The 24,794-nt window shown below is 56.8% G+C and carries 26 protein-coding genes; 16 read left to right on the plus strand and 10 right to left on the minus strand.

Going from position 1 to position 24,794, the window contains the following annotated elements; genetic code table 11:
- Positions 1-5 precede the first annotated feature (5 nt).
- The 13 genes from lptE (at position 6) to lipA (ending at position 12,530) form a co-directional block, all read left to right on the plus strand.
- Complete coding sequence (gene lptE / locus G9X48_RS10030) at positions 6-602, plus strand: LPS assembly lipoprotein LptE (RefSeq protein WP_041460574.1); 597 nt, start codon at positions 6-8, stop codon at positions 600-602.
- Positions 602-1,633, plus strand: coding sequence for a DNA polymerase III subunit delta (holA, locus tag G9X48_RS10035; protein WP_007900527.1), 1,032 nt, complete (start codon positions 602-604; stop codon positions 1,631-1,633). The genes lptE and holA overlap by 1 nt, the downstream gene beginning before the upstream one ends.
- Positions 1,626-2,285 (plus strand): nicotinate-nucleotide adenylyltransferase, encoded by a 660-nt coding sequence (gene nadD, locus G9X48_RS10040; protein WP_007865657.1) that lies wholly within the window; start codon positions 1,626-1,628, stop codon positions 2,283-2,285. The genes holA and nadD overlap by 8 nt, the downstream gene beginning before the upstream one ends.
- A 303-nt stretch (positions 2,286-2,588) precedes the next feature.
- Positions 2,589-2,906: a ribosome silencing factor gene (gene rsfS / locus G9X48_RS10045; RefSeq protein ID WP_004387204.1), complete on the plus strand. Its 318-nt coding sequence runs from the start codon at positions 2,589-2,591 to the stop codon at positions 2,904-2,906.
- A 3-nt stretch (positions 2,907-2,909) separates the two neighbouring features.
- Positions 2,910-3,377, plus strand: a complete 468-nt coding sequence (gene rlmH / locus G9X48_RS10050; RefSeq protein WP_085045870.1) for a 23S rRNA (pseudouridine(1915)-N(3))-methyltransferase RlmH — start codon at positions 2,910-2,912, stop codon at positions 3,375-3,377.
- Between the two features lie 25 nt (positions 3,378-3,402).
- Positions 3,403-5,304, plus strand: coding sequence for a peptidoglycan DD-transpeptidase MrdA (gene mrdA / locus G9X48_RS10055; RefSeq protein ID WP_004387206.1), 1,902 nt, complete (start codon positions 3,403-3,405; stop codon positions 5,302-5,304).
- Position 5,305: 1 nt separating this feature from the next.
- Positions 5,306-6,418, plus strand: a complete 1,113-nt coding sequence (gene mrdB / locus G9X48_RS10060) for a peptidoglycan glycosyltransferase MrdB (RefSeq protein WP_007848231.1) — start codon at positions 5,306-5,308, stop codon at positions 6,416-6,418.
- Between the two features lie 10 nt (positions 6,419-6,428).
- Positions 6,429-7,610, plus strand: a complete 1,182-nt coding sequence (gene rlpA, locus G9X48_RS10065) for an endolytic peptidoglycan transglycosylase RlpA (RefSeq protein ID WP_007902785.1) — start codon at positions 6,429-6,431, stop codon at positions 7,608-7,610.
- A gap of 144 nt (positions 7,611-7,754) precedes the next feature.
- Complete coding sequence (gene dacA / locus G9X48_RS10070; protein WP_004387209.1) at positions 7,755-8,969, plus strand: D-alanyl-D-alanine carboxypeptidase DacA; 1,215 nt, start codon at positions 7,755-7,757, stop codon at positions 8,967-8,969.
- Between the two features lie 105 nt (positions 8,970-9,074).
- Positions 9,075-9,338, plus strand: a complete 264-nt coding sequence (ybeD, locus tag G9X48_RS10075; protein ID WP_004387210.1) for a DUF493 family protein YbeD — start codon at positions 9,075-9,077, stop codon at positions 9,336-9,338.
- Between the two features lie 78 nt (positions 9,339-9,416).
- Positions 9,417-10,058, plus strand: a complete 642-nt coding sequence (gene lipB / locus G9X48_RS10080) for a lipoyl(octanoyl) transferase LipB (RefSeq protein ID WP_097641202.1) — start codon at positions 9,417-9,419, stop codon at positions 10,056-10,058.
- A 320-nt stretch (positions 10,059-10,378) separates the two neighbouring features.
- Positions 10,379-11,374 (plus strand): YbeF family transcriptional regulator, encoded by a 996-nt coding sequence (locus tag G9X48_RS10085; protein WP_105536325.1) that lies wholly within the window; start codon positions 10,379-10,381, stop codon positions 11,372-11,374.
- Between the two features lie 190 nt (positions 11,375-11,564).
- Positions 11,565-12,530: a lipoyl synthase gene (lipA, locus tag G9X48_RS10090; RefSeq protein ID WP_004387213.1), complete on the plus strand. Its 966-nt coding sequence runs from the start codon at positions 11,565-11,567 to the stop codon at positions 12,528-12,530.
- Positions 12,531-12,619: 89 nt separating this feature from the next.
- Here lipA and tatE read toward each other — a convergent pair whose 3' ends face one another.
- A complete protein-coding gene (tatE, locus tag G9X48_RS10095) occupies positions 12,620-12,823 on the minus strand; it encodes a twin-arginine translocase subunit TatE (RefSeq protein WP_007865585.1) in 204 nt (67 codons plus the stop codon).
- 126 nt (positions 12,824-12,949) lie between these two features.
- Positions 12,950-13,738, minus strand: coding sequence for a deaminated glutathione amidase (locus G9X48_RS10100; RefSeq protein ID WP_105629527.1), 789 nt, complete (start codon positions 13,736-13,738; stop codon positions 12,950-12,952).
- A gap of 82 nt (positions 13,739-13,820) precedes the next feature.
- Between G9X48_RS10100 and crcB the strand changes: the two genes are divergently transcribed.
- The gene (gene crcB, locus G9X48_RS10105) at positions 13,821-14,204 is read left to right on the plus strand and encodes a fluoride efflux transporter CrcB (protein ID WP_004387215.1); all 384 of its coding nucleotides are present in this window, start codon (positions 13,821-13,823) and stop codon (positions 14,202-14,204) included.
- Between the two features lie 229 nt (positions 14,205-14,433).
- On the opposite strand, the gene cspE is transcribed toward crcB, so the two are convergent.
- Both cspE and pagP read right to left on the minus strand, forming a co-directional pair.
- The gene (gene cspE / locus G9X48_RS10110; RefSeq protein ID WP_002439184.1) at positions 14,434-14,643 is read right to left on the minus strand and encodes a transcription antiterminator/RNA stability regulator CspE; all 210 of its coding nucleotides are present in this window, start codon (positions 14,641-14,643) and stop codon (positions 14,434-14,436) included.
- A 190-nt stretch (positions 14,644-14,833) separates the two neighbouring features.
- Entirely contained in the window at positions 14,834-15,412 is a 579-nt protein-coding gene (gene pagP, locus G9X48_RS10115) for a lipid IV(A) palmitoyltransferase PagP (RefSeq protein ID WP_004387216.1), read from the minus strand.
- A 459-nt stretch (positions 15,413-15,871) separates the two neighbouring features.
- On the opposite strand from pagP, the gene dcuC reads away from it, so the two are divergent.
- Both dcuC and rna read left to right on the plus strand, forming a co-directional pair.
- Entirely contained in the window at positions 15,872-17,233 is a 1,362-nt protein-coding gene (gene dcuC, locus G9X48_RS10120; RefSeq protein WP_105629526.1) for an anaerobic C4-dicarboxylate transporter DcuC, read from the plus strand.
- A gap of 107 nt (positions 17,234-17,340) precedes the next feature.
- Positions 17,341-18,147 carry a ribonuclease I gene (gene rna, locus G9X48_RS10125; RefSeq protein WP_007897571.1) on the plus strand — a complete coding sequence of 269 codons (807 nt, stop codon included), beginning with the start codon at positions 17,341-17,343 and terminating at the stop codon, positions 18,145-18,147.
- 18 nt (positions 18,148-18,165) lie between these two features.
- On the opposite strand, the gene G9X48_RS10130 is transcribed toward rna, so the two are convergent.
- The 6 genes from G9X48_RS10130 to G9X48_RS10155 all read right to left on the minus strand — a co-directional run bounded on the left by G9X48_RS10130 (position 18,166) and on the right by G9X48_RS10155 (position 24,788).
- Positions 18,166-18,450, minus strand: coding sequence for a hypothetical protein (locus G9X48_RS10130; protein ID WP_007848204.1), 285 nt, complete (start codon positions 18,448-18,450; stop codon positions 18,166-18,168).
- 82 nt (positions 18,451-18,532) lie between these two features.
- Positions 18,533-20,209, minus strand: coding sequence for an alpha-glucosidase (locus G9X48_RS10135; RefSeq protein WP_097641198.1), 1,677 nt, complete (start codon positions 20,207-20,209; stop codon positions 18,533-18,535).
- A complete protein-coding gene (locus G9X48_RS10140) occupies positions 20,209-21,864 on the minus strand; it encodes an alpha-glucosidase (protein ID WP_038881233.1) in 1,656 nt (551 codons plus the stop codon). Before G9X48_RS10140 ends, G9X48_RS10135 begins: the two co-directional genes overlap by 1 nt.
- Positions 21,865-21,873: 9 nt before the next feature.
- Positions 21,874-22,989, minus strand: coding sequence for a sn-glycerol-3-phosphate ABC transporter ATP-binding protein UgpC (gene ugpC, locus G9X48_RS10145; RefSeq protein WP_007865553.1), 1,116 nt, complete (start codon positions 22,987-22,989; stop codon positions 21,874-21,876).
- Positions 22,990-22,992: 3 nt separating this feature from the next.
- Entirely contained in the window at positions 22,993-23,838 is an 846-nt protein-coding gene (locus G9X48_RS10150) for a carbohydrate ABC transporter permease (RefSeq protein ID WP_097641197.1), read from the minus strand.
- A complete protein-coding gene (locus G9X48_RS10155; RefSeq protein WP_014729339.1) occupies positions 23,838-24,788 on the minus strand; it encodes a sugar ABC transporter permease in 951 nt (316 codons plus the stop codon). Before G9X48_RS10155 ends, G9X48_RS10150 begins: the two co-directional genes overlap by 1 nt.
- Positions 24,789-24,794 lie beyond the last annotated feature (6 nt).

Consider the following 24,794-nt stretch of genomic DNA (forward strand, 5'->3'; position numbering starts at 1 on the left):
GAAGCGTGCGACATCTGATTACTCTGTTTGTAGGCCTGGCGGTGATGCTCACCGCCGGTTGCGGCTGGCATCTGCGCAATACCACGCAGGTGCCGGAGCAAATGCATACATTGATCCTTAATTCCGGCGATCCGAACGGCCCACTGACGCGCGCGGTGCGTAACCAGCTGCGTCTGAATGGCGTCGAGATTGTCGAGGCGAGCTCGGTTCGTCAGGATATTCCGTCGCTGCGTATCGGCAGCTCGAGCATTTCTCAGGATACCGCTTCGGTCTTCCAGAACGGTCGTACCGCGGAGTATCAGATGGTGATGACAGTTAACGCCACCGTGCTGATCCCGGGCCATGATATCTATCCGATCAACGCCCGCGTGTATCGCTCGTTCTTTGATAACCCGCTGACGGCGCTGGCGAAGTCGGCTGAACGCAGTATCATCGTTCAGGAGATGTATGACAAAGCCGCTGAACAGTTGATCCGCAAACTGGTGGCGGTTCACGCACGCGATGAGTCGCAAACCCGCGATGCGTCGCAGGTGACCAGCGCGCCCTCCAGTGCAGCGACGCCAGACAGCGGTCGCGTTTCCACCACGCTCCCCGTTCAGTAATGCTACGGCTTTACCCTGAACAACTCCGCGCGCAGCTCAACGAAGGGCTGCGCGCGGCCTATTTAGTGCTCGGCAACGACCCGTTGCTGCTCCAAGAAAGCCAGGACGCCATTCATCAGCAGGCGCAGGCCCACGGATTTGAGGAGCATCACCGCTTTATTATTGATGTCAGCACCGACTGGCAGGCGATTTTCTCGCTCTGTCAGGCGATGAGTCTGTTCGCAAGTCGCCAGACGCTTTTGCTGGCGCTGCCGGAGAACGGCCCTAACGCGGCCATTAACGAACAGCTCGCCACGCTGGTCAGCCTGCTGCATGACGATCTGCTGCTGATCGTGCGCGGCAATAAGCTTACAAAAGCCCAGGAAAACGCTGCCTGGATAACGGCCCTCTCCGACCGCGCCGTGCAGATAACCTGCCAGACGCCGGAGCAGGCGCAACTGCCGCGCTGGGTCGCAAACCGGGCCAAGCAGATGAATCTGCAACTCGATGACGCCGCCTGTCAGCTGCTGTGCTACTGCTACGAAGGCAACCTGCTGGCGCTTGCCCAGGCGCTGGAGCGGCTGTCGCTTATCTGGCCGGATGGCAAACTGACGCTGCCGCGCGTTGAACAGGCGGTTAACGACGCCGCGCATTTTACGCCGTTCCACTGGGTTGATGCCCTGCTGGCGGGGAAAAGCAAACGCGCGCTGCATATTCTTCAGCAGTTACGGCAGGAAGGTGCCGAGCCGGTGATTCTGCTGCGCACTTTACAGCGCGAGCTGTTGACGCTGGTCACGCTCAAACGCCAGTCGGCAAACACACCGCTGCGCGCGCTCTTCGATCAACATCGCGTCTGGCAGAACCGTCGCGCGCTTATCAGCGAGGCGCTCTCGCGCCTGAGCGACGACAGGCTCTGGCAGGCGGTGCGCCTGCTGACACAGTGCGAGATCACGCTCAAACAGGATTATGGTCAGAATGTCTGGCCGGAGCTGGAAAGCCTCTCGCTGGTGCTGTGCCATAAAGCGCTGGCCGGAGTGTTTATCGATGACTGACCGCATCCCTGCACTTCAGGCCTGGTATGGCGGTACGTTCGACCCCATTCATTACGGTCATCTGCGCGCCGTAGAAGCGCTCGCCAGAGAAGTGAAACTGACGCAGGTGACGATACTGCCAAATAATGTGCCGCCGCATCGCCCGCAGCCTGGCGCCAGCAGCCTTCAGCGTAAAGCGATGGTGGAGCTGGCGATTGCCGGTCATCCGCTGTTTCGCCTGGATACCCGTGAGCTGCAGCGCGCCACGCCCTCCTGGACCAGCGAAACGATGGCGCAGTTGCGCCTTGAGGCAGGCCCGGACGCGCCGCTGGCGTTTATCATCGGCCAGGATTCTCTGCTGACGCTGCGCACATGGCATAACTACGAGGCGCTGCTGGCGTGCTGCCACCTGCTGGTCTGTCGTCGTCCTGGCTATCCGGTTGAGATGAAAACCGACGAAGATCAGCGCTGGTTAGCGCCTCGCCTCGCCCGCCATGTCGATGAGCTTCACCGCGAGCCCGCCGGGAAAATCTATCTTGCGGACACCCCGCTCTACCCGATTTCCGCGACGGACATCCGCGCGCGTCTTGCCAGCCATCAATCGTGCGACGACCTGCTGCCGCCTGCGGTACTGGCGTACATCCAGCGGCACGCGCTTTATCGTCCGGCGTAATATAAAGAAAGATAATGAACTCATACGTCCCGTGGCGCGCTTCTGCTGACGCATGCTGAACCGATTGTGGCACAGGCATTGACACAACGGGCGATACTGTTATCCTCCGCTGCCAGATATTTCCCGCCGCAAGCCGCCTTTCTGAAATTGTTTTACAAAAATGGCGATGCAAACTCTTGCCTGCGGTGGGATGATAGCCCACTTCTGAGCGCAGCCCGCCCGCATTACGCGGCGCTGTACTCGTATCGATTATCCGATGGCGCATACGGCGTCATCTGTGGTTCATATTCCCAGGGGGAAAACTTGCAGGGTAAAGCACTCCAGGATTTTGTCATTGATAAAATCGACGATCTTAAAGGCCAGGATATCATCGCCATTGATGTTAAGGGCAAATCCAGCATTACAGATTGTATGATTATCTGCACCGGCACCTCCAGCCGTCACGTGATGTCTATCGCCGATCATGTTGTTCAGGAGTCCCGCAAGGCGGGCATGATGCCGCTCGGCGTAGAAGGCGAAAACGCCGCCGACTGGATCGTCGTCGATCTCGGCGATGTGATTGTGCACGTCATGCAGGAAGAGAGCCGTCACCTGTATGAGCTGGAAAAGCTCTGGGGTTAAGGCGTGAAGCTTCAGCTGGTCGCCGTTGGCACAAAAATGCCCGAATGGGTGCAGACAGGTTTCAGCGAATATCTGCGCCGCTTCCCTAAAGATATGCCGTTTGAGCTCATTGAGATCCCGGCGGGGAAGCGTGGCAAAAACGCTGACATCAAACGCATTCTGGATAAAGAAGGCGAAATGATGCTGGCAGCGGCGGGGAAAAACCGCATCGTCACGCTCGATATTCCGGGGCGCCCGTGGGATACGCCGCAGCTGGCCCGCGAGCTTGAGCGCTGGAAGCAAGACGGCCGCGATGTGAGCCTGCTTATCGGCGGGCCGGAAGGGCTTTCCGATGCCTGCAAAGCGGCGGCGGAACAGAGCTGGTCGCTTTCCGCGCTCACCCTGCCCCATCCGCTGGTACGTGTGATTGTCGCGGAGAGTCTCTACCGCGCCTGGAGTATTACCACTAATCACCCGTATCATCGTGAATAACCACCACAGGTAAGTTAAGCAGCGGATGAAACTCAAGGATTCCTTTCGCGATTATACGGCTGAGTCAGCGCTCTTTGTGCGTCGGGCGCTGGTCGCTTTTGCCGGCATCCTGGTGCTGACCGGGATTCTGATCGTCAACCTCTATCACTTACAGATCCTGCGTTTTAACGACTATCAGACCCGATCCAACGAAAACCGCATCAAACTGGTGCCGATCCCGCCAAGCCGCGGGATTATCTACGATCGCAACGGCACGCCGCTCGCCCTGAACCGCACCATCTACCAGATAGAAATGATGCCTGAGAAGGTAGACAGCGTGCAGGATACGCTGGAGGCGCTGCGCTCGGTGGTCGATCTCAACGATGACGACATCGCCAACTTCAAAAAAGAGCGCGCGCGCTCGCACCGCTTTACGTCGATTCCCGTAAAAACCAACCTGACGGAAGTACAGGTGGCGCGCTTTGCCGTGAATCAGTACCGCTTCCCCGGCGTGGAAGTCAAAGGCTATAAGCGTCGCTATTACCCTTACGGCGCGGCGCTGACGCACGTTATCGGCTACGTCTCGAAGATTAACGATAAAGACGTCGAACGCCTCGATAAAGACGGCAAGCTCGCCAACTACGCCGCCACGCACGATATCGGCAAGCTCGGCATTGAGCGTTACTACGAAGATGTCCTGCATGGCCAGACCGGTTATGAAGAGGTTGAAGTTAACAACCGCGGGCGCGTCATTCGCCAGCTGAAAGAAGTGCCGCCGCAGGCGGGCCACGACATCTACCTGACGCTCGATCTCAAGCTTCAAACCTATATCGAAACGCTGCTTCAGGGCAGCCGCGCCGCGGTGGTTGTCACCGATCCGCGTACCGGCGGTATTCTGGCGATGGTGTCGATGCCAAGCTACAACCCGAACCTGTTCGTGGATGGTATCTCAAGCAAAGATTACTCCGGCTTGCTTAACGATCCGAACACGCCGCTGATTAACCGCGCCACGCAGGGCGTCTACCCGCCGGCATCTACCGTGAAGCCGTATGTGGCGGTTTCCGCGTTAAGCGCGGGCGTTATTAACCGCAACACGTCGCTGTTCGACCCCGGCTGGTGGCAACTGCCAGGCTCTGAGAAGCGCTACCGCGACTGGAAAAAATGGGGCCACGGGCGGCTTAACGTCACGAAATCACTGGAAGAATCTGCAGATACCTTCTTCTATCAGGTCGCTTACGACATGGGCATCGACCGGCTTTCTGAGTGGATGCGCAAGTTCGGCTACGGCAGCCTGACGGGTATCGATCTCTCCGAGGAGCGCTCCGGCAACATGCCGACGCGCGAATGGAAGATGAAACGCTTCAAAAAACCGTGGTATCAGGGCGACACTATTCCGGTCGGGATCGGCCAGGGCTACTGGACCGCCACGCCGGTACAGATGAACAAAGCCATGATGATCCTGATAAACGACGGCGTAGTCAAAGTGCCGCACCTGCTGATGACGACGGTGGTGAACGGTCAGAAAGTGCCGTGGAAACAGCCGGAACAGCCGCCGGTCGGCGATATTCATTCAGGCTACTGGGAAATCGCCAAAGACGGCATGTATGGCGTCGCCAACCGCGCCAACGGCACCGGCCACAAATATTTCGCTGGCGCGCCGTATAAAATCGCCGCGAAATCCGGTACTGCGCAGGTCTTCGGGCTGAAAGCCAACGAAACCTATAATGCGCACCGCATTGCTGAACGTCTGCGCGACCACAAGCTGATGACCGCCTTCGCGCCTTACGATAACCCGCAGGTGGCGGTGGCGATGATCCTGGAAAACGGCGGCGCGGGCCCGGCGGTGGGGACCATCATGCGTCAAATCCTCGACCACATTATGCTCGGGGACAATAACACCGAACTGCCGACGGAAAACCCCGCCACAGCGGCGGCGGAGGATCGATAAGATGACCGACAATCCGAATAAAAAGTCGCTGTGGGATAAAATCCACCTCGACCCAACCTTGATGCTGATAATCCTGGCGCTCTGCTTCTACAGCGCGATGGTAATCTGGAGCGCCAGCGGCCAGGATATCGGCATGATGGAGCGCAAAATCGGCCAGATTATGATGGGCCTGGTGATTATGATCGTGCTGGCGCAGATCCCGCCGCGCGTCTATGAAGGCTGGGCGCCCTATCTGTACATCGTCTGTATCATTTTACTGGTGGCGGTAGATGCCTTCGGGGCGATATCCAAAGGGGCGCAGCGCTGGCTCGATCTCGGCGTGGTGCGTTTCCAGCCCTCGGAAATCGCCAAAATCGCCGTCCCGCTGATGGTGGCGCGCTTTATTAACCGCGACGTCTGCCCGCCAACGCTTAAAAACACCGGTATCGCGCTGGTGCTGATTTTCATGCCGACGCTGCTGGTGGCCGCGCAGCCTGACCTCGGCACCTCGATTCTTATCGCCGCCTCCGGCCTGTTTGTGCTGTTCCTCTCCGGCTTAAGCTGGCGTGTGATCGGCATCGCGGTGGTGCTTATCGCGGCGTTTATCCCCATTCTCTGGTTCTTCCTGATGCATGACTATCAGCGCCAGCGCGTCATGATGCTGCTGGATCCGGAGAGCGATCCGCTGGGCGCGGGCTATCATATTATTCAGTCGAAAATCGCCATTGGCTCAGGCGGCCTGCGTGGCAAGGGCTGGCTGCATGGCACCCAGTCGCAGCTGGAATTCCTGCCGGAACGCCATACCGACTTTATCTTCGCGGTTCTTGCTGAAGAACTGGGGCTTGTTGGCGTACTGGTGCTGCTGGCGCTCTATGTCCTGCTGATTATGCGCGGGCTGTGGATTGCCGCGCGCGCCCAGACGACTTTCGGGCGCGTCATGGCCGGCGGCCTGATGCTGATTCTGTTCGTTTATGTGTTTGTGAATATTGGTATGGTGAGTGGTATCTTACCGGTGGTGGGCGTTCCGCTGCCGCTGGTCAGCTACGGGGGCTCCGCCCTCATTGTACTCATGGCAGGGTTTGGCATCGTCATGTCGATCCATACCCACAGGAAAATGTTGTCGAAGAGCGTATAAGAGGTTCGCAATGCGTAAGCAGTGGATTGGCGTCTGCATCGCCGCAGGGTTATTAACCGCCTGCGGCGTCAATAACGAAGGGCAACAACAGGCGAGCGTAGCGCCACAGCAGCCGGTCTGCAACGGCCCCGTCGTTGAGATAAGCGGCGCGGAGCCTCGCTACGAACAGCTGAATCCTTCCGTAAACAGCGATTATGAGCGTGACGGTAAGCGTTACACCATCGTTCAGGATCTCTCGCGCTTCAGCCAGGCGGGCCTTGCCGCTATCTATGACGCGGAGCCAGACAGCAACCTGACCGCCTCGGGCGAACCGTTCGACCCGATGCAGCTCACCGCCGCGCATCCCACCCTGCCGGTGCCGAGCTACGCGCGCATTACTAACCTCGCCAACGGCCGCATGATTGTCGTGCGTATTAACGACCGCGGCCCTTACGGCAACGACCGCGTGATTTCGCTCTCCCGCGCGGCGGCGGATCGTCTGAATACCTCAAACAACACCAAAGTACGTATCGACCCGATTATTGTCGCGCCGGATGGTTCGCTCTCCGGGCCAGGCATGGCCTGTACGACGGTCGCGAAACAGACGTATGCGCTCCCGGCACGTCCGGATTTAAGCGGCGGCCTCGGCAGCGTCTCTTCTGCCCCCCAGCCTGCCGCGCCGCAGGGCGATATTCGCCCGGTGAGCAACGATACGCTGCAAAGCGATGACGCCACCGGCGCGCCGGTGAAAAGCGGCGGCTTTTTAGGCGCGCCGACGACGCTGGCCTCGGGCGTGCTGGAAAGCGCAACGCCGGAAGCGACACCGCCTGCCGCCACGGCACAGCCGACCACTGACAGTACCGCCGCGCAACCCGCATCTGAACCCGCACAGCTTGCCGCGCCAGCTACCCGTAACGCGCCGGTAACCGCGCCAGGCTCCGTGCAGGGTAGCGTTGCACCCGCCGCCAGCGCCCCTGCGAGTGCGGCTGGTAATTACGTCGTCCAGGTTGGAGCCGTCAGCGACAGCGCGCGCGCCGCGCAGTGGCAGCAAAAGCTGAGCCAGCAGTTTTCCGTGCCAGGACGCGTCAGCCAGAACGGCGCGGTCTATCGCGTTCAGTTAGGGCCGTTCGCCAGCAAAACGCAGGCAGCCTCGCTCCAGCAGCGTTTGCAGAGCGAAGCCCAGGTACAATCGTTCATTACTGTCGCCCAATAATTGCAGGCCGGGCTGGCCTGCCGCTTTGTCAGTTACGGTAAAGACCGTTAACAAAGTCATGCGCAAAGTCGGATGCCAGCCCATAAGGCATTTGCTATAGTAAGGCACTTTTTTTCACTCATCACGGATGTCGTTGTTCAGACCATGAAGACCACTTTCTCCGTTCGTTTTATGCAGCGTCTCGCCGTTACCACGGCGCTTTCTGTCGCAGCCCTTTCCACCGCCGCCCATGCCGACGACCTCAATATCAAAACGATGATCCCAGGCGTGCCGCAGATCGACGCGGAAGCTTACATCCTCATCGATTACAACTCAGGGAAAGTGCTGGCGGAGCAGAACGCTGACGCGCGCCGCGATCCGGCGAGCCTGACCAAAATGATGACCAGCTACGTCATCGGTCAGGCGATGAAAGCAGGTAAATTTAAAGAGTCCGATCTGGTGACTATCGGCAATGACGCCTGGGCCACCGGCAACCCGGTCTTTAAAGGCTCATCCCTGATGTTCCTGAAGCCAGGTATGCAGGTGCCGGTCTCGCAGCTGATCCGCGGCATTAACCTGCAGTCCGGTAACGACGCCTGCGTGGCGATGGCCGATTACGTGGCGGGCAGCCAGGACGCGTTTGTGGGCCTGATGAACAGCTACGTCACCGCGCTTGGCCTGAAAAATACCCATTTCCAGACCGTACATGGTCTTGATGCGGATGGCCAGTACAGCTCGGCGCGCGACATGGCGCTGATTGGCCAGGCGCTGATCCGCGACGTGCCGAACGAATACTCTATTTATAAAGAGAAAGAGTTCACTTTTAACGGCATCCGCCAGACCAACCGTAACGGCTTGCTGTGGGATAACAGCCTGAACGTGGACGGCATTAAAACCGGCCACACTGATAAAGCGGGCTATAACCTGGTCGCGTCCGCTACCGAAGGCCAGATGCGCCTTATCTCCGCCGTGATGGGCGGTCGCACGTTCAAAGGCCGCGAAGCCGAAAGTAAAAAACTGCTTACCTGGGGCTTCCGCTTCTTCGAAACCGTGAACCCACTGAAAGCCGGGAAAGAGTTTGCGTCTGAGCCGGCGTGGTTTGGCGATAACGACCGCGCCTCGTTGGGCGTGGATAAAGATATCTATCTGACCATCCCGCGCGGTCGCATGAAAGATCTGAAAGCGAGCTACGTGCTGAACACTTCCGAGCTGCACGCGCCGCTCGCGAAAAACCAGGTGGTCGGCACCATTAACTTCCAGCTGGACGGTAAAACCATCGAGCAGCGCCCGCTGGTCGTGCTGGAAGAGATTCAGGAAGGCAATTTCTTTGGTCGCATCATCGATTACATCAAGCTGATGTTCCACCACTGGTTTGGTTAATTACTGACCACTTGAAAGCCTGACTTTCATCCCCATATACTAAGCATCAATGCAACTCCCGCTTCGGCGGGAGTTATTATTTTTTGACGTAACGCTGGAGCTGACATGAAAACCAAACTTAACGAACTGCTTGAGTTCCCGACCCCCTTTACTTACAAAGTGATGGGCCTGGCGAAGCCTGAGTTGGTCGATCTGGTCGTCGAGGTAGTGCAGCGCCACGCTCCTGGCGACTACACGCCGCAGGTCAAACCGAGCAGCAAAGGTAATTACCACTCCGTTTCTATCACTATCAACGCGACGCATATCGAGCAGGTGGAAACGCTCTATGAAGAACTCGGTGATATCGACATCGTGCGTATGGTACTGTGATCCCCGTTACCCGGCCGCGTCCGGGTAACGTCTCTTCGTGATATACTCCCCGCACCTTCTCTCTTCGGAGACGCCGTTTTGCTTCAGGAAAAAATCATCGTTCGCCAGCTCGGGCTTCAACCGTATGAACCCGTTTCGCAGGCAATGCATCAGTTTACCGACGAACGCGCTGAAACCACCCCGGATGAGATCTGGCTGGTCGAGCATACCCCGGTTTTTACACAGGGGCAGGCCGGCAAGGCAGAGCATGTGCTGATGCCGGGCGACATCCCCGTCATCCAGAGCGATCGCGGCGGTCAGGTGACGTATCACGGGCCCGGACAGCAGGTCATGTATATAATGCTGGATCTCAGACGCCGTAAGCTCGGCGTGCGTGAGTTGGTCACGCTGCTGGAACAGACCGTGGTTAATACGCTTGCAGAGTGGGATATTAACGCCTACCCTCGGCCAGACGCGCCTGGCGTTTATGTCGACGGTAAAAAAATCTGTTCGCTGGGGCTGCGTATTCGTAAAGGCTGCTCGTTTCACGGGCTTGCACTTAATATTAATATGGATTTACGTCCGTTTTTACGAATTAATCCTTGCGGGTACGCCGGAATGGAAATGACGCAGGTTAGCGCCCTTTCTGCTGGCGCAAACCTCGAAGCGGTACAACCCCGACTGGTGCATCACTTTTTAGCGCTACTTAATAATCCCCCGGCGGAATATATCAGCGCTTAAGACTTTCCTTGTTCGCCGCCCTTCTTGTGGCGGCCTTTAATCGTTATGCAATTTGCCGCTTTACATTCCATAACGGATTATTTATTTTCTCTGCGCCTGAATAGATTTTCCTTAATCTCATCAATGGATTAACGGCACGAGAAGATAAGCGGGATTTATCTGAAAACGCCACCCGCCCCTATGCCGTCCATGTAAAGTCCTGTTCACTTTATGCGGGTATGATCCCCGGAGCGTTTTATTGTCGGCTAAGGGACCTGTTCACAGTTATTATAAATAGAACCTCTCTATTATTTGATTTATCTATACAGTTGGAGCGTAGCGTGGAATTGAACCATCCCCCTGAAAAACCTTCAGCCAAACAGGAAGATGACAGTAGACCGCAAATATTCCAGACTCTGCGAAATATCGATCTAAATCTACTGACGATTTTCGAAGCCGTATACGTGCATAAAGGCATTGTAAACGCGGCAAGAGTACTGAACCTGACGCCATCGGCTATCAGCCAGTCTATTCAGAAACTGCGCCTGATATTTCCCGATCCGTTGTTTATTCGCAAAGGACAAGGAGTAACGCCGACTGCTTATGCGACTCATATGCATGAATATATCAGTCAGGGACTGGAATCTATTCTCGGCGCGCTGGATTTACAGGGCGAGCACGAAAAGCAGCGCACGATTACCATCGCTACGTCCGCCTCGCTGGGCGCACTGGTGATCCCGCAGATTTACCAGCAGATCCGTGCAGTAAACCCGCACCTGCAAATTCGTAATGTCCCCCTGCAGGACACCGAAACCCAGTTGAGCCAGTTCCAGACCGATCTGGTGGTCGACAGTGGCTCGTGGTCCTCGCGAACCCTTAGCTCTCACCTGCTCTTTAAAGATCGCGTCGCGGTCGTGTGTCGTCGCGGGCATCCGTGCTCTCGTACCGGCAAGCCGGTCACGTCTGACGATTTACAACAATGGGAGCACACTTTCATTATGCTGCCGGGCGGAATGGTGAACGGCGTGCGCAAGCAAATTAATACGCTACTGCCAGATCGAAACGTTTCGTTTAGTAGTTACAATATGGTGACGATTGCGTCTATCATCGGCAGCAGCGATTTAATCGGCTTTATGCCCGCACGAATATTCACGTTATTTAAAGACAGCTTTGGACTTATTGAAGTGGAAAGCGATGTCGTTATAAAAGAAACCATCGACATTTCATTACATTACAATAAATTCAGCCTGCGTGATCCTGTCGTGCAAAATGTGATTGAAGCGATAGTGGAGGGATTTAATCACCACGCCGTGTCGGCTGGTGCGTCGCCTTCATAAGAGCAGCGGCTTAAGGGCACCAAATAACAACTATTTTACAAATTCTTTGTCGTTTCGGGTGCCCTCAGGCTGATTCTGTGTGTCAGTAATGTTATACTGCGTGCCGTTAATTCAAAAATAGTTGATAAATACAACACAAGCTTGAATTTAAACGCTTTCCTTCGTTATCCGCAACTGGAACACGCACGCTATGAGTAAACCCATTGTGATGGAACGCGGTGTGAAATACCGCGATGCCGATAAAATGGCCCTTATCCCGGTTAAGAATGTGGCGACAGAGCGGGAGGCTTTGTTAAGAAAGCCGGAGTGGATGAAAATCAAACTCCCTGCCGACTCTACCCGCATCCAGGGTATCAAAGCGGCGATGCGCAAAAATGGCCTCCACTCTGTCTGTGAAGAGGCCTCCTGCCCGAACCTTGCGGAGTGTTTCAACCACGGCACCGCGACCTTTATGATCCTCGGCGCTATCTGTACCCGTCGCTGCCCGTTCTGCGACGTGGCCCACGGTCGCCCGGTTGCCCCGGACGCCAACGAGCCGCAGAAGCTGGCGCAAACCATCGCCGATATGGCGCTGCGCTACGTGGTTATCACCTCGGTGGATCGCGACGACCTGCGTGATGGCGGTGCTCAGCATTTTGCTGACTGCATTACGGCTATTCGCGAAAAGAGCCCGTCTATCAAAATCGAGACGCTGGTACCTGATTTCCGTGGTCGTATGGACAGAGCGCTGGAGATCCTGACCGCCACGCCGCCGGATGTGTTCAACCACAACCTGGAAAACGTGCCGCGTCTTTATCGTCAGGTGCGTCCGGGCGCGGATTATAACTGGTCGCTGAAGCTGCTGGAGCGCTTTAAAGAAGCGCACCCGGAGATCCCGACTAAATCCGGTCTGATGGTTGGCCTGGGCGAGACCAATGCGGAAATCATCGAGGTAATGCGCGATCTGCGTGCGCACGGCGTGACCATGCTGACGCTCGGCCAGTACCTGCAACCGAGCCGTCACCACCTGCCGGTGCAGCGCTACGTAAGCCCGGACGAGTTTGAAGAGATGAAAGCGGAAGCGATGGCGATGGGCTTTACCCACGCCGCCTGCGGCCCGTTCGTTCGCTCTTCTTATCATGCCGATCTCCAGGCAAAAGGCGAAGAAGTCAAATAAACACGTAACAGCTTGTTACGATCGCAGCATCGCCCACAAAAAAACCGGCCTCTGATGAGCCGGTTTTTTTATGCCGCAAGGGCCGGAAATTATTCTTTATGAGAAAGGCGTTCTGCCGGCGCTTCGGACGCCGCAGGCGTTTTCGCGCCAGTGTCGTCGTCGTTCATCGCTTTCTTGAAGCCTTTAATCGCAGCACCCAGGTCTCCCCCAAGCGTACGCAGTTTTTTGGTACCAAACAGCAGAACAACCAGTGCGGCGATCACGAGCAGTTTGGTAATACTAATTTCACCCATACTTACCTTCTTAGAAAATCTGGCGCCAGACGGCGATGTCAAAGACCGCACTTATTAACGGTCATTTAAGCCCGACACACAATAGCAATCTGTAACGAGATGAATCAAGCGCTGGATAAAAAAACATCAAAATAATTGCGGGGCAGCGAAACGGCGATTTTTGAGCACCGGCAGCTGTTCGCGAACCTGCTCTACGCGATGCGCTGAAATCTCAGCAAAAATGAGATCCGGGCATTCACCCGCCGCCGCAATCGTCACGCCGAGCGGATCCACGACGCGGCTCTGACCAATATTACGGTTGCCGCACTCGCCGCTCGCCACCATATAGCAGGTGGTGTCCAGCGCGCGAGCTGCGAGCAGCGTGGCCCAGTGATGCTCTTTGAGCGGCCCGCACACCCACGCGGCCGGGAGCGCCAGTATCTCTGCGCCCGCAAGCGCCAGGCTCAGCGCCATCTCCGGGAAGCGTAAGTCATAGCACGTCATCAGCCCGACCTTCATGCCTTCCACCTCAATCAACGGCGGCAGCGCGCTGCCCGCGTCCACCAGCCGCGACTCCTGCATCGCGAAGGCGTCATACAGATGGATCTTCTGATACTGCGCGATAATCTCGCCGCCGCGCAGCGCGATGAGCGTATTCGCCGCCCGGCCCTCACGGGTGGGAGTATGAATCGTCAGAAGCGTTGTCAGACGGTTTCTGGCGCTCTCCTCGCGCAACCGCTGCACGTAATCGCCATTGAGCGGCTGGGCCGATTTTACCGACATATCCGGGTCGCTGTCGCTACGCGCCAGCAGCGCCTCCGGAAGCACCAGCAATGCGGCATTCTGACTGGCGGCATTCGCCATCAGCTCCACACAGGTTTGCGCGTTCTGTTGCGCGTCAGGCGTCACTGCAAACTGTCCAACCGCTACTTTCATGTCACATCCCCCTTACGGTAGCCAGCGTGCCTGTGCTGACGGTAAACTATTCGCCTTGCAAATAACATTATGACAAACGCCCATGTTGAAAATCATGCTCGCAGTATTTCTCGGCGGCGGCACCGGCAGCGTATTGCGCTGGTGGCTTGGTCTGCGTCTGAACCCTGTGCATCACGCGATTCCCGTTGGTACGCTGACTGCCAACCTTGCCGGAGCGTTTATCATCGGCGCGGGGCTGGCGTGGTTTAACCGTATGACGCATCTGGACCCGATGTGGAAGCTGCTTATCACCACCGGCCTGTGCGGTGGCCTGACGACTTTCTCGACTTTCTCTGCAGAAGTGGTGTTTTTACTGCAGGAAGGGCGCATCGGCTGGGCGGGGCTGAACATGGCGCTAAATCTGTTTGGCTCGTTTATGATGACGGCGCTCGCATTCTGGCTTTTTTCTTCCCTCAGCGTGCGCTAAGCGACGCCTCGTTAATGTTAGCTTAATTTTTCTCTGCCACTATCGGCCTGTCGTCTGTGTCGGGAGGGGCTTATGAAAGCGCAAATGATGAGCGGTCTGGCCGTGTTGTTCAGTATTCTGGTCGTCGCCTTTTTTCTGAAAAGCTTTCTGTTTTACTGAGAAAAAGTAAAACGACAGGCATAAAAAAACCCGCTGAATCAGCGGGTTTTGAAATTCTTGCTGTATGTAATTACAGAGCGATTACGTTAGCAGCAGAAGGGCCTTTGGCACCGTTAGTGATTTCGAACTCTACACGCTGACCTTCAGCCAGAGTTTTGAAACCATTGCTCTGGATCGCAGAGAAGTGTACGAACACGTCTTTGCTGCCATCTTCCGGAGTAATGAAACCGAATCCTTTGGATTCATTAAACCACTTAACGTTACCTTTAATCTTAGACATCAAAATTACCTTTACATGAAAAATCGACACAAATGCTGTGTCGGATATCAGTACATCAATTGTGGTGGCTTTTGTCCAGTCGAACTTTTAGAAAAAGTGATAAAAGTCGCGAACTTTTTTTGCCGTTGGGCTTGCGAGCCTTGTCTTCTCTGGCTTAGCGCATTTTCTTATGTCAGAAAATATTTTGTGCTTAAAACTGCAAGCGCAGCCAGGCGAAGTAAACGTTTCCGTTGTTGTAGGTGCCGGGGATGTACGTCATCTGGAATGTCGCCGGTCCGTAACCCACCGACGCCAGCGGCAGCACCAGCGGAATCGGGATATAGTCCCAGTTATCACGCGCTGTTACGCCCACGGTATAACCCAGCCCCACATGGAACGCGTCGTCAGGCAGCGGGCGCCACGTCGCTTCCCAGCCGTAACCGGCGATAGGCTCCCATTTGTTGTAGGAATCTTTAAACGCCATCACATACAGGCCATGCCAGTTGCCTTTTTCATCCCAGCGCGATTTACCCATACCCGCGCCCCACGGACGTTCGTTATAGCGATCGGTTTTCTCTTTGTCATACGCGAACCGCGCATGCCAGGTGATGGCCGGCACATAGAGATCGACATGCTGCGGCTCGTTCCAGGTTTCGGCGATATTATCGCCAAGCACAGAAGCCCACGCTTTTACGGTGCGTGGCGCTTCCAGCGCCGAGGCATTCAGGGGAAATAATATCTGGCAGAAAAAGATAAGGATTGTCAGAAAGGATTTGTTAACTACGGTCACGTCTTAATTACCACTGTTAGTATGAAGTCATATTCTGGGCGATCCTGCCTCAATGAAGACTTAACCGACTGCCAGTTAATTCCTAAAGCGCGCCCGCACGCCTCTGTCAGGCGTTTTTTTCAGACGCTTCTCCCCTGTCCCACCGCGCTGAAAACGTATTAACCCCTCTTGCGAAATAATGCGCGTCAATAACCACGCCCTGTGCCGCCCCCTAACGTAAATTCCGTCCATCCTGCGCTTTCACACCATTCTCTTTGCACTAACAGTATGGCGCTTCCATGCAAGCCATTAATTTAAAATAGATTTATTTATCTGAATTTCATCTTTCTGGTAAGCAGAAGGTTTATTGATGTGTATCAGATAACGCTCAGAGTAATTCAGGCACATTCCCCCACAGCTTGCCTGCGCCACGCGCCTGACGTCGCAGGTTATTTTTGCAGTCGCTTAACAGAGGCAATTATGGGAACAATTCTGGAACTCCTCACGGGAGCCGTGGTTATTGTGGGGGTCGCGCGTTATATCATTAAAGGTTATTCCGCCACGGGCGTACTTTTTGTTGGCGGTATTACCCTGTTAATGATTAGCGCGCTAATGGGTCACGCCATATTGCCCGCGAAAGAAACGAGTACCGGTTACGCTATCAGCGATATTTTTGAATATATTAAAATTCTGCTGATGAGCCGCGGCGGCGATCTCGGCATGATGATTATGATGCTGTGTGGTTTCGCGGCGTATATGACGCATACCGGTGCCAACGATATGGTGGTCAAACTCGCCTCCCGCCCGCTGCGTTATATCAATTCACCTTATTTACTGATGATTGCCGCCTATTTCGTCGCCTGCCTGATGTCGCTTGCCGTCTCGTCCGCGACCGGCCTTGGCGTGTTGCTGATGGCGACGCTGTTCCCGGTCATGGTCAACGTCGGTATCAGCCGCGGCGCGGCAGCGGCCATCTGCGCCTCTCCGGCGGCGATTATTCTCTCCCCAACCTCTGGCGATGTGGTGCTGGCCGCGCAGGCCTCTGAAATGCCGCTCATCAATTTTGCGTTTAAAACCACACTGCCGATTTCCATCGCGGCCATTATCTGCATGGCTGTCGCCCACTTCTTCTGGCAGCGCTTTCTGGATAAAAAAGAGCACATCTATCACGAAACGCTGGAGGTAAAAGAAATCACCACCAGCGCGCCCGCTTTTTACGCGATTCTGCCGTTCAGCCCAATCATTGGCGTGCTGATTTTCGACGGCAAATGGGGGCCGCAACTGCATATCATCACCATTCTGGTGATCTGCATGGTGCTGACCGCCGTGATTGAATTTATCCGCAGCTTTAACAGTAAAACGGTGTTTGCCGGGCTGGAAGTGGCGTACCGCGGCATGGCGGACGCGTTTGCAGGCGTGGTGATCCTGCTGGTGGCCGCCGGCGTTTTCGCTCAGGGGCTCAGCGCGATAGGCTTTATCGAGAGCCTTATCTCTATCGCCACCTCGTTTGGCTCGGCCAGCATTATCCTGTTGCTGGTGTTGGTCACACTCACCATGCTTGCAGCGATGACGACCGGCTCCGGCAACGCGCCGTTTTACGCTTTCGTGGAGATGATCCCAAAACTCGCGCACAGCGCCGGGGTGAATCCGGCCTATCTGACGATCCCGATGCTGCAGGCGTCCAACCTGGGACGCACCATTTCGCCGGTTTCCGGCGTGGTGGTGGCGGTCGCCGGGATGGCGAAAATCTCACCGTTTGAAGTCGTTAAACGCACCTCGGTGCCGGTGCTGGTTGGATTAATCGTCGTGATCCTGGCGACGCAACTGCTGGTTGCGGCATAATCTGCTGTCCTTAAGCGGAATCTGTCCGAAAAGCGCCCTCGTGGCGCTTTTTTTATGGTTAAATGACACACCCTTGTGATTTATCCCGTCGATTTCGGACCCATACTATGGTTAACAGGAAAGTTTTACTCGCCGCAGGCGCGCTGCTGGCGATGGCGGCGACGACTGCGAGCGCGCAGCCGCTGGAAGCGAAGCAGTATGGCGATTTCGATCGCTACGTGCTGGCGCTCTCATGGCAAACCGGCTTTTGCCAGAGCATGCATGAGCGGCAGCGCGATGAGCCTGCCGAGTGCGCGCTGCAAAAAGAAGAAGACGATAAACGCAATTACCTGACGGTGCATGGTCTGTGGCCGGGGCTGCCGAAATCCATCGCTTTACGCGGCGTCGATGAAAAACGCTGGATGCGTTTTGGCTGCGCCACCCGCCCCATCCCGAATATGCCGCTCGCCCGCGCCGATAAAAAATGCCAGGCGGCGGAAACCGGCCTGTCGCTGGAGACTGCCGAGAAGCTCAGCGAGACCATGCCGGGCGCTGGCGGTGACTCCTGCCTTGAGCGTTATGAATACGCCAAGCATGGCGTCTGCTTCGGATTCGACCCGGACGCCTATTTCGGCACGATGGTGCGTATGAACAACGAAGTGAAGCAGAGCCCAGTCGGCGCGTTTCTTGCCGCTAACTACGGTAAAGCGGTCAGCCGCCAGGCGTTCGATACCGCCGTCGCTAAAGCGTTTGGCCGCCAGAACGTGCGGGCGGTGAAACTCACCTGTAACGGCAATCCGGCTTACCTCACCGAGATGCAGATTTCACTGAATGCCGCGAAGATCAACGAGCCGCTCACCGCCGATTCTTTTGCGCCGCAGCCGCATCCGGGTAATTGCGGTAAAAATTTTATTCTCGATAACGTCGGATACTGATCAACTACGCGGGCGCAATCACTCGTTGCGCTCGCGCCATTCGCGGATCATCTCCACCGTCACCTCACGTTTATAGCAGATGGGTGAATACCCTCCGGCCCGGCTCCAGGCGCTGCGCCCGCCGCAGGCACGGCCATTACGCATCGCGTTATAGGGGCACGGACAGTTGCCGGAATAATTGTCTATCGATTCCTGGATAATTTGTTCTTTAACTTGATCGTCGCTGAGCGCCGCCATGGCGGGTGCCGCATACCACACGGCGAGCAGCGCCAGCGCTGCTATACCTGTTTTACGAATCATCATTTGCGTCCATGTAAAAAAAATCGCGCCATTGTGGCGCGATCTGTCTCGCAAAAAAGACTGTTACGTCACAGGTTTTGACGCTTCACGACGTCAGTTTATAAACCCGTGTCTCCCAGGCGCGTAACCGGTGCGGCTCCTGCGTCTCGTCAAGGTTCGCCAGCACGCAGAACGCGCCGTTGAGCGACAGCGCTGCGGCGTCCCATTCCGCCGCTTTGCCGGAGAAGTTACACAGCACCACCAGTTGTTCATCACCCAGCACGCGGCGGTAGGCGTAGATCTGCTCGTGATCGTCAAGCACCGTCTCGTAGCGCCCGTAAATCAGCGCCGGCTCGCGTTTTCGCAGGTGGATCATCCGCCGGTAAAAATTGAGCACCGAATGCGGATCGTGCTGCTGGCTTTCGACGTTGATCATCTCGTAATTCGGGTTCACCTTCAGCCAGGGCTCATGGGTGCTGAAGCCTGCATACGGCGACGCGTCCCACTGCATCGGCGTGCGGGAGTTATCGCGCCCGGTGCGCGTCAGGAATTCGACAATCTCCTCCTCGCGCATTCCCTGATCCCGCAAATCGCGCGCTTTGTTATGGGCCGAGACGTCGTCAAAATCGTCCAGGCTCGCAAAGCGCGTATTGGTCATGCCGATCTCCTGGCCCTGATAGATAAACGGCGTGCCCTGCATCAGAAAATACATCGCCGCGATGCAGGTCGCGCTTTCGCGCCAGTGATGCTCGGTATCGCCCCAGCGCGAGACCACGCGCGTCACATCGTGGTTTTCCACATAGAGCGCGTTCCAGCCTTTGCCCTCCAGCGCCTGCTGCCAGGCGGTGAAAATGTTGCGCAGCACGGCGGGCGTCGGGCGCAGTCCCGCCTGCGGCTCCCAGAGCCGGACATGCTCGAACTGAAACACCATATTGAGCCGCCCGCGGTTTTCGCCCACCCACTCTTCCGCGTGGGCGGCGTCCAGCCCGTTCATCTCGCCCACCGTGACGATGTCGTAGTGGTTAAAGACATTGCGACAGATATCGTCCACATAATCGAGCAGACCGTCGTAATTGAGGTGCGACACCATCGACGGCGCGTAGGGCAGTTTTTCGGGGTTCGGCACGTCGCTTAACGTCGGCTCCTTTTTCATATGCGCGATGGCGTCGATGCGAAACCCGTCAATGCCCTTATCCAGCCACCAGCGCATCATGTCGTAGACGGCGGCGCGCATCTCATGATTTTCCCAGTTGAGATCGGGCTGACGGCTGCTGAACAGGTGCATGAAATACTGGCCGGTCACGTCATCCCGCTTCCAGGCCGAGCCGCTGAAAATCGATTCCCAGTTATTCGGCTCCGCCCCGTTTTTGCCGTCGCGCCAGATATACCAGTCGCGTTTGGGGTTATCCTTTGAGGAGCGCGATTCAAGAAACCACGGATGTTCGTCGGACGTATGGTTCACCACCAGGTCGAGGATCAGCCGCATGCCGCGCTGATGCACGCCCTCCAGCAGCCGGTCGAAATCGGCCATCGTGCCAAATTCCGCCATGATCCCCTGATAGTCGCTGATGTCATAACCGTTATCGTCGTTGGGCGACGGGTACATCGGGCAGATCCAGATAAGATCGATACCTAAATCTTTCAGGTAATCGAGCTTTTCGATAATCCCGTTGAGATCGCCAATGCCGTCGCCGTTGCTGTCTTTAAAGCTGCGCGGATAAATCTGGTAGGCCGTTGCCTCTTTCCACCAGCGGCCTTTTACCTGCGTCGGTGCTTCACTCATTACCCCTCCTGATGAATTAACAGCGCAAAAGATTCATAAGGTTGCAGCTCCAGGCTCACAGCCAGCTGGTCACGCGGCGCATAGTTACTGATAAGGCATTCGCCGTGCCACGCCTGCATCGCTTCCGGAATGGGCAACGTAATGGCGTTGCCAAAAAAGTTATTTATCACCAGCAGCGTGTCGCCCTCGTAGCGGCGCACCCAGGCGAACACTTCCGGGTGCTCGGCAAAGAGCATCTGATAATCGCCATACACCAGAATCGGATACTGTTTACGCAGCGCCACCAGCTTTTGATAGTGCCAGAGAATAGAGTCAGGCTCGGCCAGCGCCTGCGCCACGTTAATCTCGCGGTAATTGGGGTTAACACCAAGCCACGGCATGCCAGTGGTAAAACCGCCATTCGGGCTGTCATCCCACTGCATCGGCGTGCGGGCGTTGTCGCGGCCGTTGGCGTAGATACCGGTCATCATCTCGTCATGCGTCAGGCCGCCTGCGATGAGTTCCCGGTAAAAATTGAGGCTCTCGATGTCGCGATACTCTTCAATGGTGGAGTAACGCACGTTGGTCATACCGATTTCCTCGCCCTGATAAATATAGGGCGTGCCGCGCAGGCAGTGGAGCGCGGTGGCGAGCATTTTCGCCGAGACCTCACGAAACTCGCCGTCATTACCAAATTTCGACACCGCGCGCGGCAGGTCATGATTACTCCAGAACAGCGAGTTCCAGCCGCGGTCGGCCAGCGCCGTCTGCCACTTATCAATCACCGCCTTAAAGCGCGGCAGTTCGAACGGTCTGCTGCGCCACTTGCCGGCTTTTTCATCCCAGGTCTGTTTAATATGTTCAAACTGAAACACCATCGAGAGTTCCCGGCGTTCCGGGTCGCTGTAGAGCAGCGCGTCTTCCGGCGTGGCGCTCCAGGCTTCGCCCACGGTCAGCGAATCGCGCGGGCCGAACGTCGCCTCGTTCATCTGGCGCAGCAGCACATGCAGATGTTTGCCGTTCGCCATGATCTGCCGGTCGACCTCTTTGCCGATTAAATCGATAACGTCCATGCGGAAACCGCCGATGCCCTTATCCAGCCAGCGGTTCATCATCGCGTGGATCTCCTCCTGCACGCGCGGGTTTTCCCAGTTGAGATCCGGCTGGCGCACCGAAAACTGGTGCAGATAATATTCGCCGCTCGCCTCGTCATACGCCCAGCCGCTGCCGCCAAAATGCGAGCGGTAGTCATTCGGCGGGCCGCCGTCCGGCGCCGGTTTGCGCCAGATATAGAAATCGCGGTACGGGTTATCTTTGCCCTTTTTCGCCTCGATAAACCACGGATGCTCGTCAGAGGTATGGTTCACCACCAGATCCATCAGGATATAGATATCACGCGCCTTCGCTTCCTGAATCAGCTGTTCCATTTCCGCCATCGTGCCGAACTCCGCGGCGATATCGTCGTAGTCGGAGATATCGTAGCCATTGTCGTCCATCGGCGATTTGTAGACCGGCGAGAGCCAGATAAGGTTGATGCCAAGCTGTTGCAGATAGTCGAGCTTGCTGATAATGCCTGCCAGATCGCCCACGCCGTCGCCGTTGGCGTCCATAAAGCTGCGCGGGTAGATCTGATAGACCACCGCGTTGTGCCACCACTTCTTGTCGATTGCTTTCATCACGCTCCCTTAATGCTGGGTTTTCGGGCCGCTTAAGCGCGCAAACGCGTTGCCCGCGCTGTCAAAAAGGTAACAGTGTTCCACTGGCAGTTTCAGCCCCAGATGATGCTCCGGCCGGACTTCCAGCCTCTCAGTATGGCGCATGACCAGCGGTTCTGCGCCATAACCGCCGTTCACATAAACCAGGGTTTCATTGCCCATATGCTCAACGAATAACACTTCGCCCTCCACGTCCGCTTTCGCAAGCGCCATGACCTCCACGTGCTCCGGACGAATGCCAAGCTGCACCGTGTCGCCCTCCTGCCCGGCGGCGGCCTGCACCGGCAGCGTCAGGCGCAGGCCGTTTTCCAGCTCCACCTCGCAGGCGTGCTCCATCACGCGGAGCATTTTGCCGGGGATCAGGTTCATTTTCGGCGAGCCGATAAACTGCGCGACAAACACGTTGGCCGGGGTGTCGTAAAGCTCAAGCGGTGTACCGACCTGTTCAATCTGGCCCTGGTTTAACACAACGATGCGGTCGGCGAGCGTCATCGCCTCCACCTGATCGTGGGTCACATACAGAATGGTGGCGTGAATACGCCTGTGTAGCGCCGCTATCTCCATGCGCATCTGCACGCGCAGCGAGGCGTCGAGGTTAGAGAGCGGTTCGTCGAAGAGAAACAGGCTCGGCTCGCGCACAATCGCGCGGCCTATGGCCACGCGCTGGCGCTGGCCGCCGGAGAGATCTTTCGGGCGGCGATCCAGCAGATGCTCCAGCTGTAAAATCCGCGCGCTTTCGCGCACCCGCTCGTCAATCTCCTTCTCGGGCACCTTCGCCATTTCAAGCGCAAACGCCATATTCTGGTAGACCGTCATATGCGGATAGAGCGCATAGGACTGAAACACCATGCCGATGCCGCGCTCGGATGGCGAATCGTCGTTAACCCGCAGGTCATCGATATACATATCGCCGTCGGTTATCTCCTCAAGCCCCGCCACCAGGCGCAGCAGCGTCGATTTGCCGCAGCCGGACGGGCCAACCACCACCACAAATTCGCCGCTGTTGATCTGTAAATCGAGCGGCTTAATCACTTCGGCATGGGTGCCGTAGCGTTTCTGGACTTTCTCTAAACGAAGTTGCGCCATGATTTACCCCTTAATCGCCCCGCTGGTCAGCCCGCTGACGATGCGTTTCTGGAAGATAAGCACCAGAACAATAATGGGCAGCGTCACCACCACCGACGCGGCCATAATGCTGCCCCAGGGCAGCTCGTAGCTCGACGCGCCGCTGAACATGCTGATGGCGACCGGTACGGTGCGTTTGTCGCCGGAAATAATAAACGTCAGCGCGAACATGAATTCATTCCAGGCGCCGATAAACGCCAGCAACCCGGTGGTCACCAGCGCAGGCGCCAACACCGGCGCAAAGACACGGCGAATAATGGTGCCCGTTTTCGCGCCATCAACGATCGCCGCCTCTTCCAGCTCCACCGGAATCGACTTCATAAACGTCGTCAGCACCCAGACGGTGAACGGCAGCGAAAATGTGGTGTAGGAGATAACCAGCGCGCCGAGCGAATCGTAAAGCCCGAGAAAGCGCACCAGTTCAAACATGCCCGTCAGCACCGCCACCTGCGGAAACATCGAGACGCAGAGAATGGTAAAAAGCAGTACGCGACGCCCGCGAAACGGCACGCGCGCCAGCGCAAAGGCGGCCGTCACCGACACCAGCAGACACAGCCCCACTGTCACCACCGCCACCAGCACCGAGTTCAGCAGACTGCGGGCGATGCCGTTATCTACCAGCGCGACCACATAGTTATCCCAGTGCCAGCTGTTCGGGAAATAGGCGGGCGTAAACAGCTCCTGGCCCGCGCGCAGCGAGCTGATAATGGCGTAATAGAAAGGAAAAACGCAGAACAGACAGGCCATCAGCGCGCCGATATAAATCACCGCTTTATGCCCCATCCTGCGTTGCCAGCGCGTGGTTTTCATCAGCTTTTCTCCTTGTCGTTTAAGCGCGCGACGCGGATAAAGCAGGCCGCGATGCCCGCCACCATCATAAAGACCAGCACCGAGGCCGCGGAGCCCATGCCCATGTCCTGATAAGAGACGATCTGTTCGCGGGCGTAGCCGGAAATCGACATCGTCGCTTCGCTGTTGGAGGTCAGCACATAGATGAGATCGAAGATACGCATCGAATCCATCACGCGGAAAATCAGTGCCACCACCAGCGCGGGCATAATCAGCGGCAGCGTGATGCGCTTAAAGCGCTGCCAGGGGCTGGCGCCGTCCACTTTCGCGGCCTCGTAAAGATCTGCCGGAATCAGCTGTAGCGCCGCCAGCAGCATCAGCGCCATAAACGGCGTGGTTTTCCAGACGTCGGCGATCACCACCGCCCACATGGAAAGCGACGGCTCGGCAATCCACGCGAGATGCGACGGCAGGCCGATTTTGCCGAGCAGATCGTTCACCACGCCGTACTGATCGTGGAACATCCAGCCCCACATTTTGGCGCTGACAATCGTCGGGATCGCCCACGGGATGAGAATGGCGGTGCGCACCAGCCCCTGCCCGCGGAATTTCTCGTTCATCAGCAGCGCCAGCAGCATACCGAGCAGCAGCTCCAGCGCCACCGAGGTGAACGTGAACCAGAGTGTGTTGCCGACCGCCTGCCACCAGAGCGGGTCGCTTAGCACGCCGATGCTCACACCATCCTTGCGCGCAAAGTAGTTCGCGATACCCACCATCTGGTAATCCTGAGGCGCGTCGAGCATGGCGTTGGTGAAGCTAAACCAGATGGTGCGAACCAGCGGCCAGCCCGCCGCCAGCGCCAGCAGGAGCAGCGAGGGCAGCACCAGCCCCCACGCCACGCGCCGACGGCGCTGATGCCAGGAGGCGTTATGCCGCCGGGGAGACGGCGGCGTAAGGCTATCGGATTTCATAGGCGC

Source organism: Cronobacter sp. HA18006, from assembly GCF_011605445.1.
GTDB classification, from domain to species: domain Bacteria; phylum Pseudomonadota; class Gammaproteobacteria; order Enterobacterales; family Enterobacteriaceae; genus Cronobacter; species Cronobacter sakazakii.

Bases quoted from the DNA above. Each gene is read 5' to 3' on its own strand.
- lipA (WP_004387213.1), top strand. From the start codon at position 11,565: ATGAGTAAACCCATTGTGATGGAACGCGGTGTGAAATACCGCGATGCC.
- G9X48_RS10150 (WP_097641197.1), bottom strand. From the start codon at position 23,838: ATGAAAACCACGCGCTGGCAACGCAGGATGGGGCATAAAGCGGTGATT.
- mrdB (WP_007848231.1), top strand. From the start codon at position 5,306: ATGACCGACAATCCGAATAAAAAGTCGCTGTGGGATAAAATCCACCTC.
- G9X48_RS10140 (WP_038881233.1), bottom strand. From the start codon at position 21,864: ATGAAAGCAATCGACAAGAAGTGGTGGCACAACGCGGTGGTCTATCAG.
- holA (WP_007900527.1), top strand. From the start codon at position 602: ATGCTACGGCTTTACCCTGAACAACTCCGCGCGCAGCTCAACGAAGGG.
- G9X48_RS10135 (WP_097641198.1), bottom strand. From the start codon at position 20,209: ATGAGTGAAGCACCGACGCAGGTAAAAGGCCGCTGGTGGAAAGAGGCA.
- dacA (WP_004387209.1), top strand. From the start codon at position 7,755: ATGAAGACCACTTTCTCCGTTCGTTTTATGCAGCGTCTCGCCGTTACC.
- dcuC (WP_105629526.1), top strand. From the start codon at position 15,872: ATGGGAACAATTCTGGAACTCCTCACGGGAGCCGTGGTTATTGTGGGG.
- rna (WP_007897571.1), top strand. From the start codon at position 17,341: ATGGTTAACAGGAAAGTTTTACTCGCCGCAGGCGCGCTGCTGGCGATG.
- mrdA (WP_004387206.1), top strand. From the start codon at position 3,403: ATGAAACTCAAGGATTCCTTTCGCGATTATACGGCTGAGTCAGCGCTC.
- cspE (WP_002439184.1), bottom strand. From the start codon at position 14,643: ATGTCTAAGATTAAAGGTAACGTTAAGTGGTTTAATGAATCCAAAGGA.
- nadD (WP_007865657.1), top strand. From the start codon at position 1,626: ATGACTGACCGCATCCCTGCACTTCAGGCCTGGTATGGCGGTACGTTC.
- G9X48_RS10130 (WP_007848204.1), bottom strand. From the start codon at position 18,450: ATGATGATTCGTAAAACAGGTATAGCAGCGCTGGCGCTGCTCGCCGTG.
- ugpC (WP_007865553.1), bottom strand. From the start codon at position 22,989: ATGGCGCAACTTCGTTTAGAGAAAGTCCAGAAACGCTACGGCACCCAT.
- rlpA (WP_007902785.1), top strand. From the start codon at position 6,429: ATGCGTAAGCAGTGGATTGGCGTCTGCATCGCCGCAGGGTTATTAACC.
- G9X48_RS10155 (WP_014729339.1), bottom strand. From the start codon at position 24,788: ATGAAATCCGATAGCCTTACGCCGCCGTCTCCCCGGCGGCATAACGCC.
- crcB (WP_004387215.1), top strand. From the start codon at position 13,821: ATGTTGAAAATCATGCTCGCAGTATTTCTCGGCGGCGGCACCGGCAGC.
- tatE (WP_007865585.1), bottom strand. From the start codon at position 12,823: ATGGGTGAAATTAGTATTACCAAACTGCTCGTGATCGCCGCACTGGTT.
- ybeD (WP_004387210.1), top strand. From the start codon at position 9,075: ATGAAAACCAAACTTAACGAACTGCTTGAGTTCCCGACCCCCTTTACT.
- G9X48_RS10100 (WP_105629527.1), bottom strand. From the start codon at position 13,738: ATGAAAGTAGCGGTTGGACAGTTTGCAGTGACGCCTGACGCGCAACAG.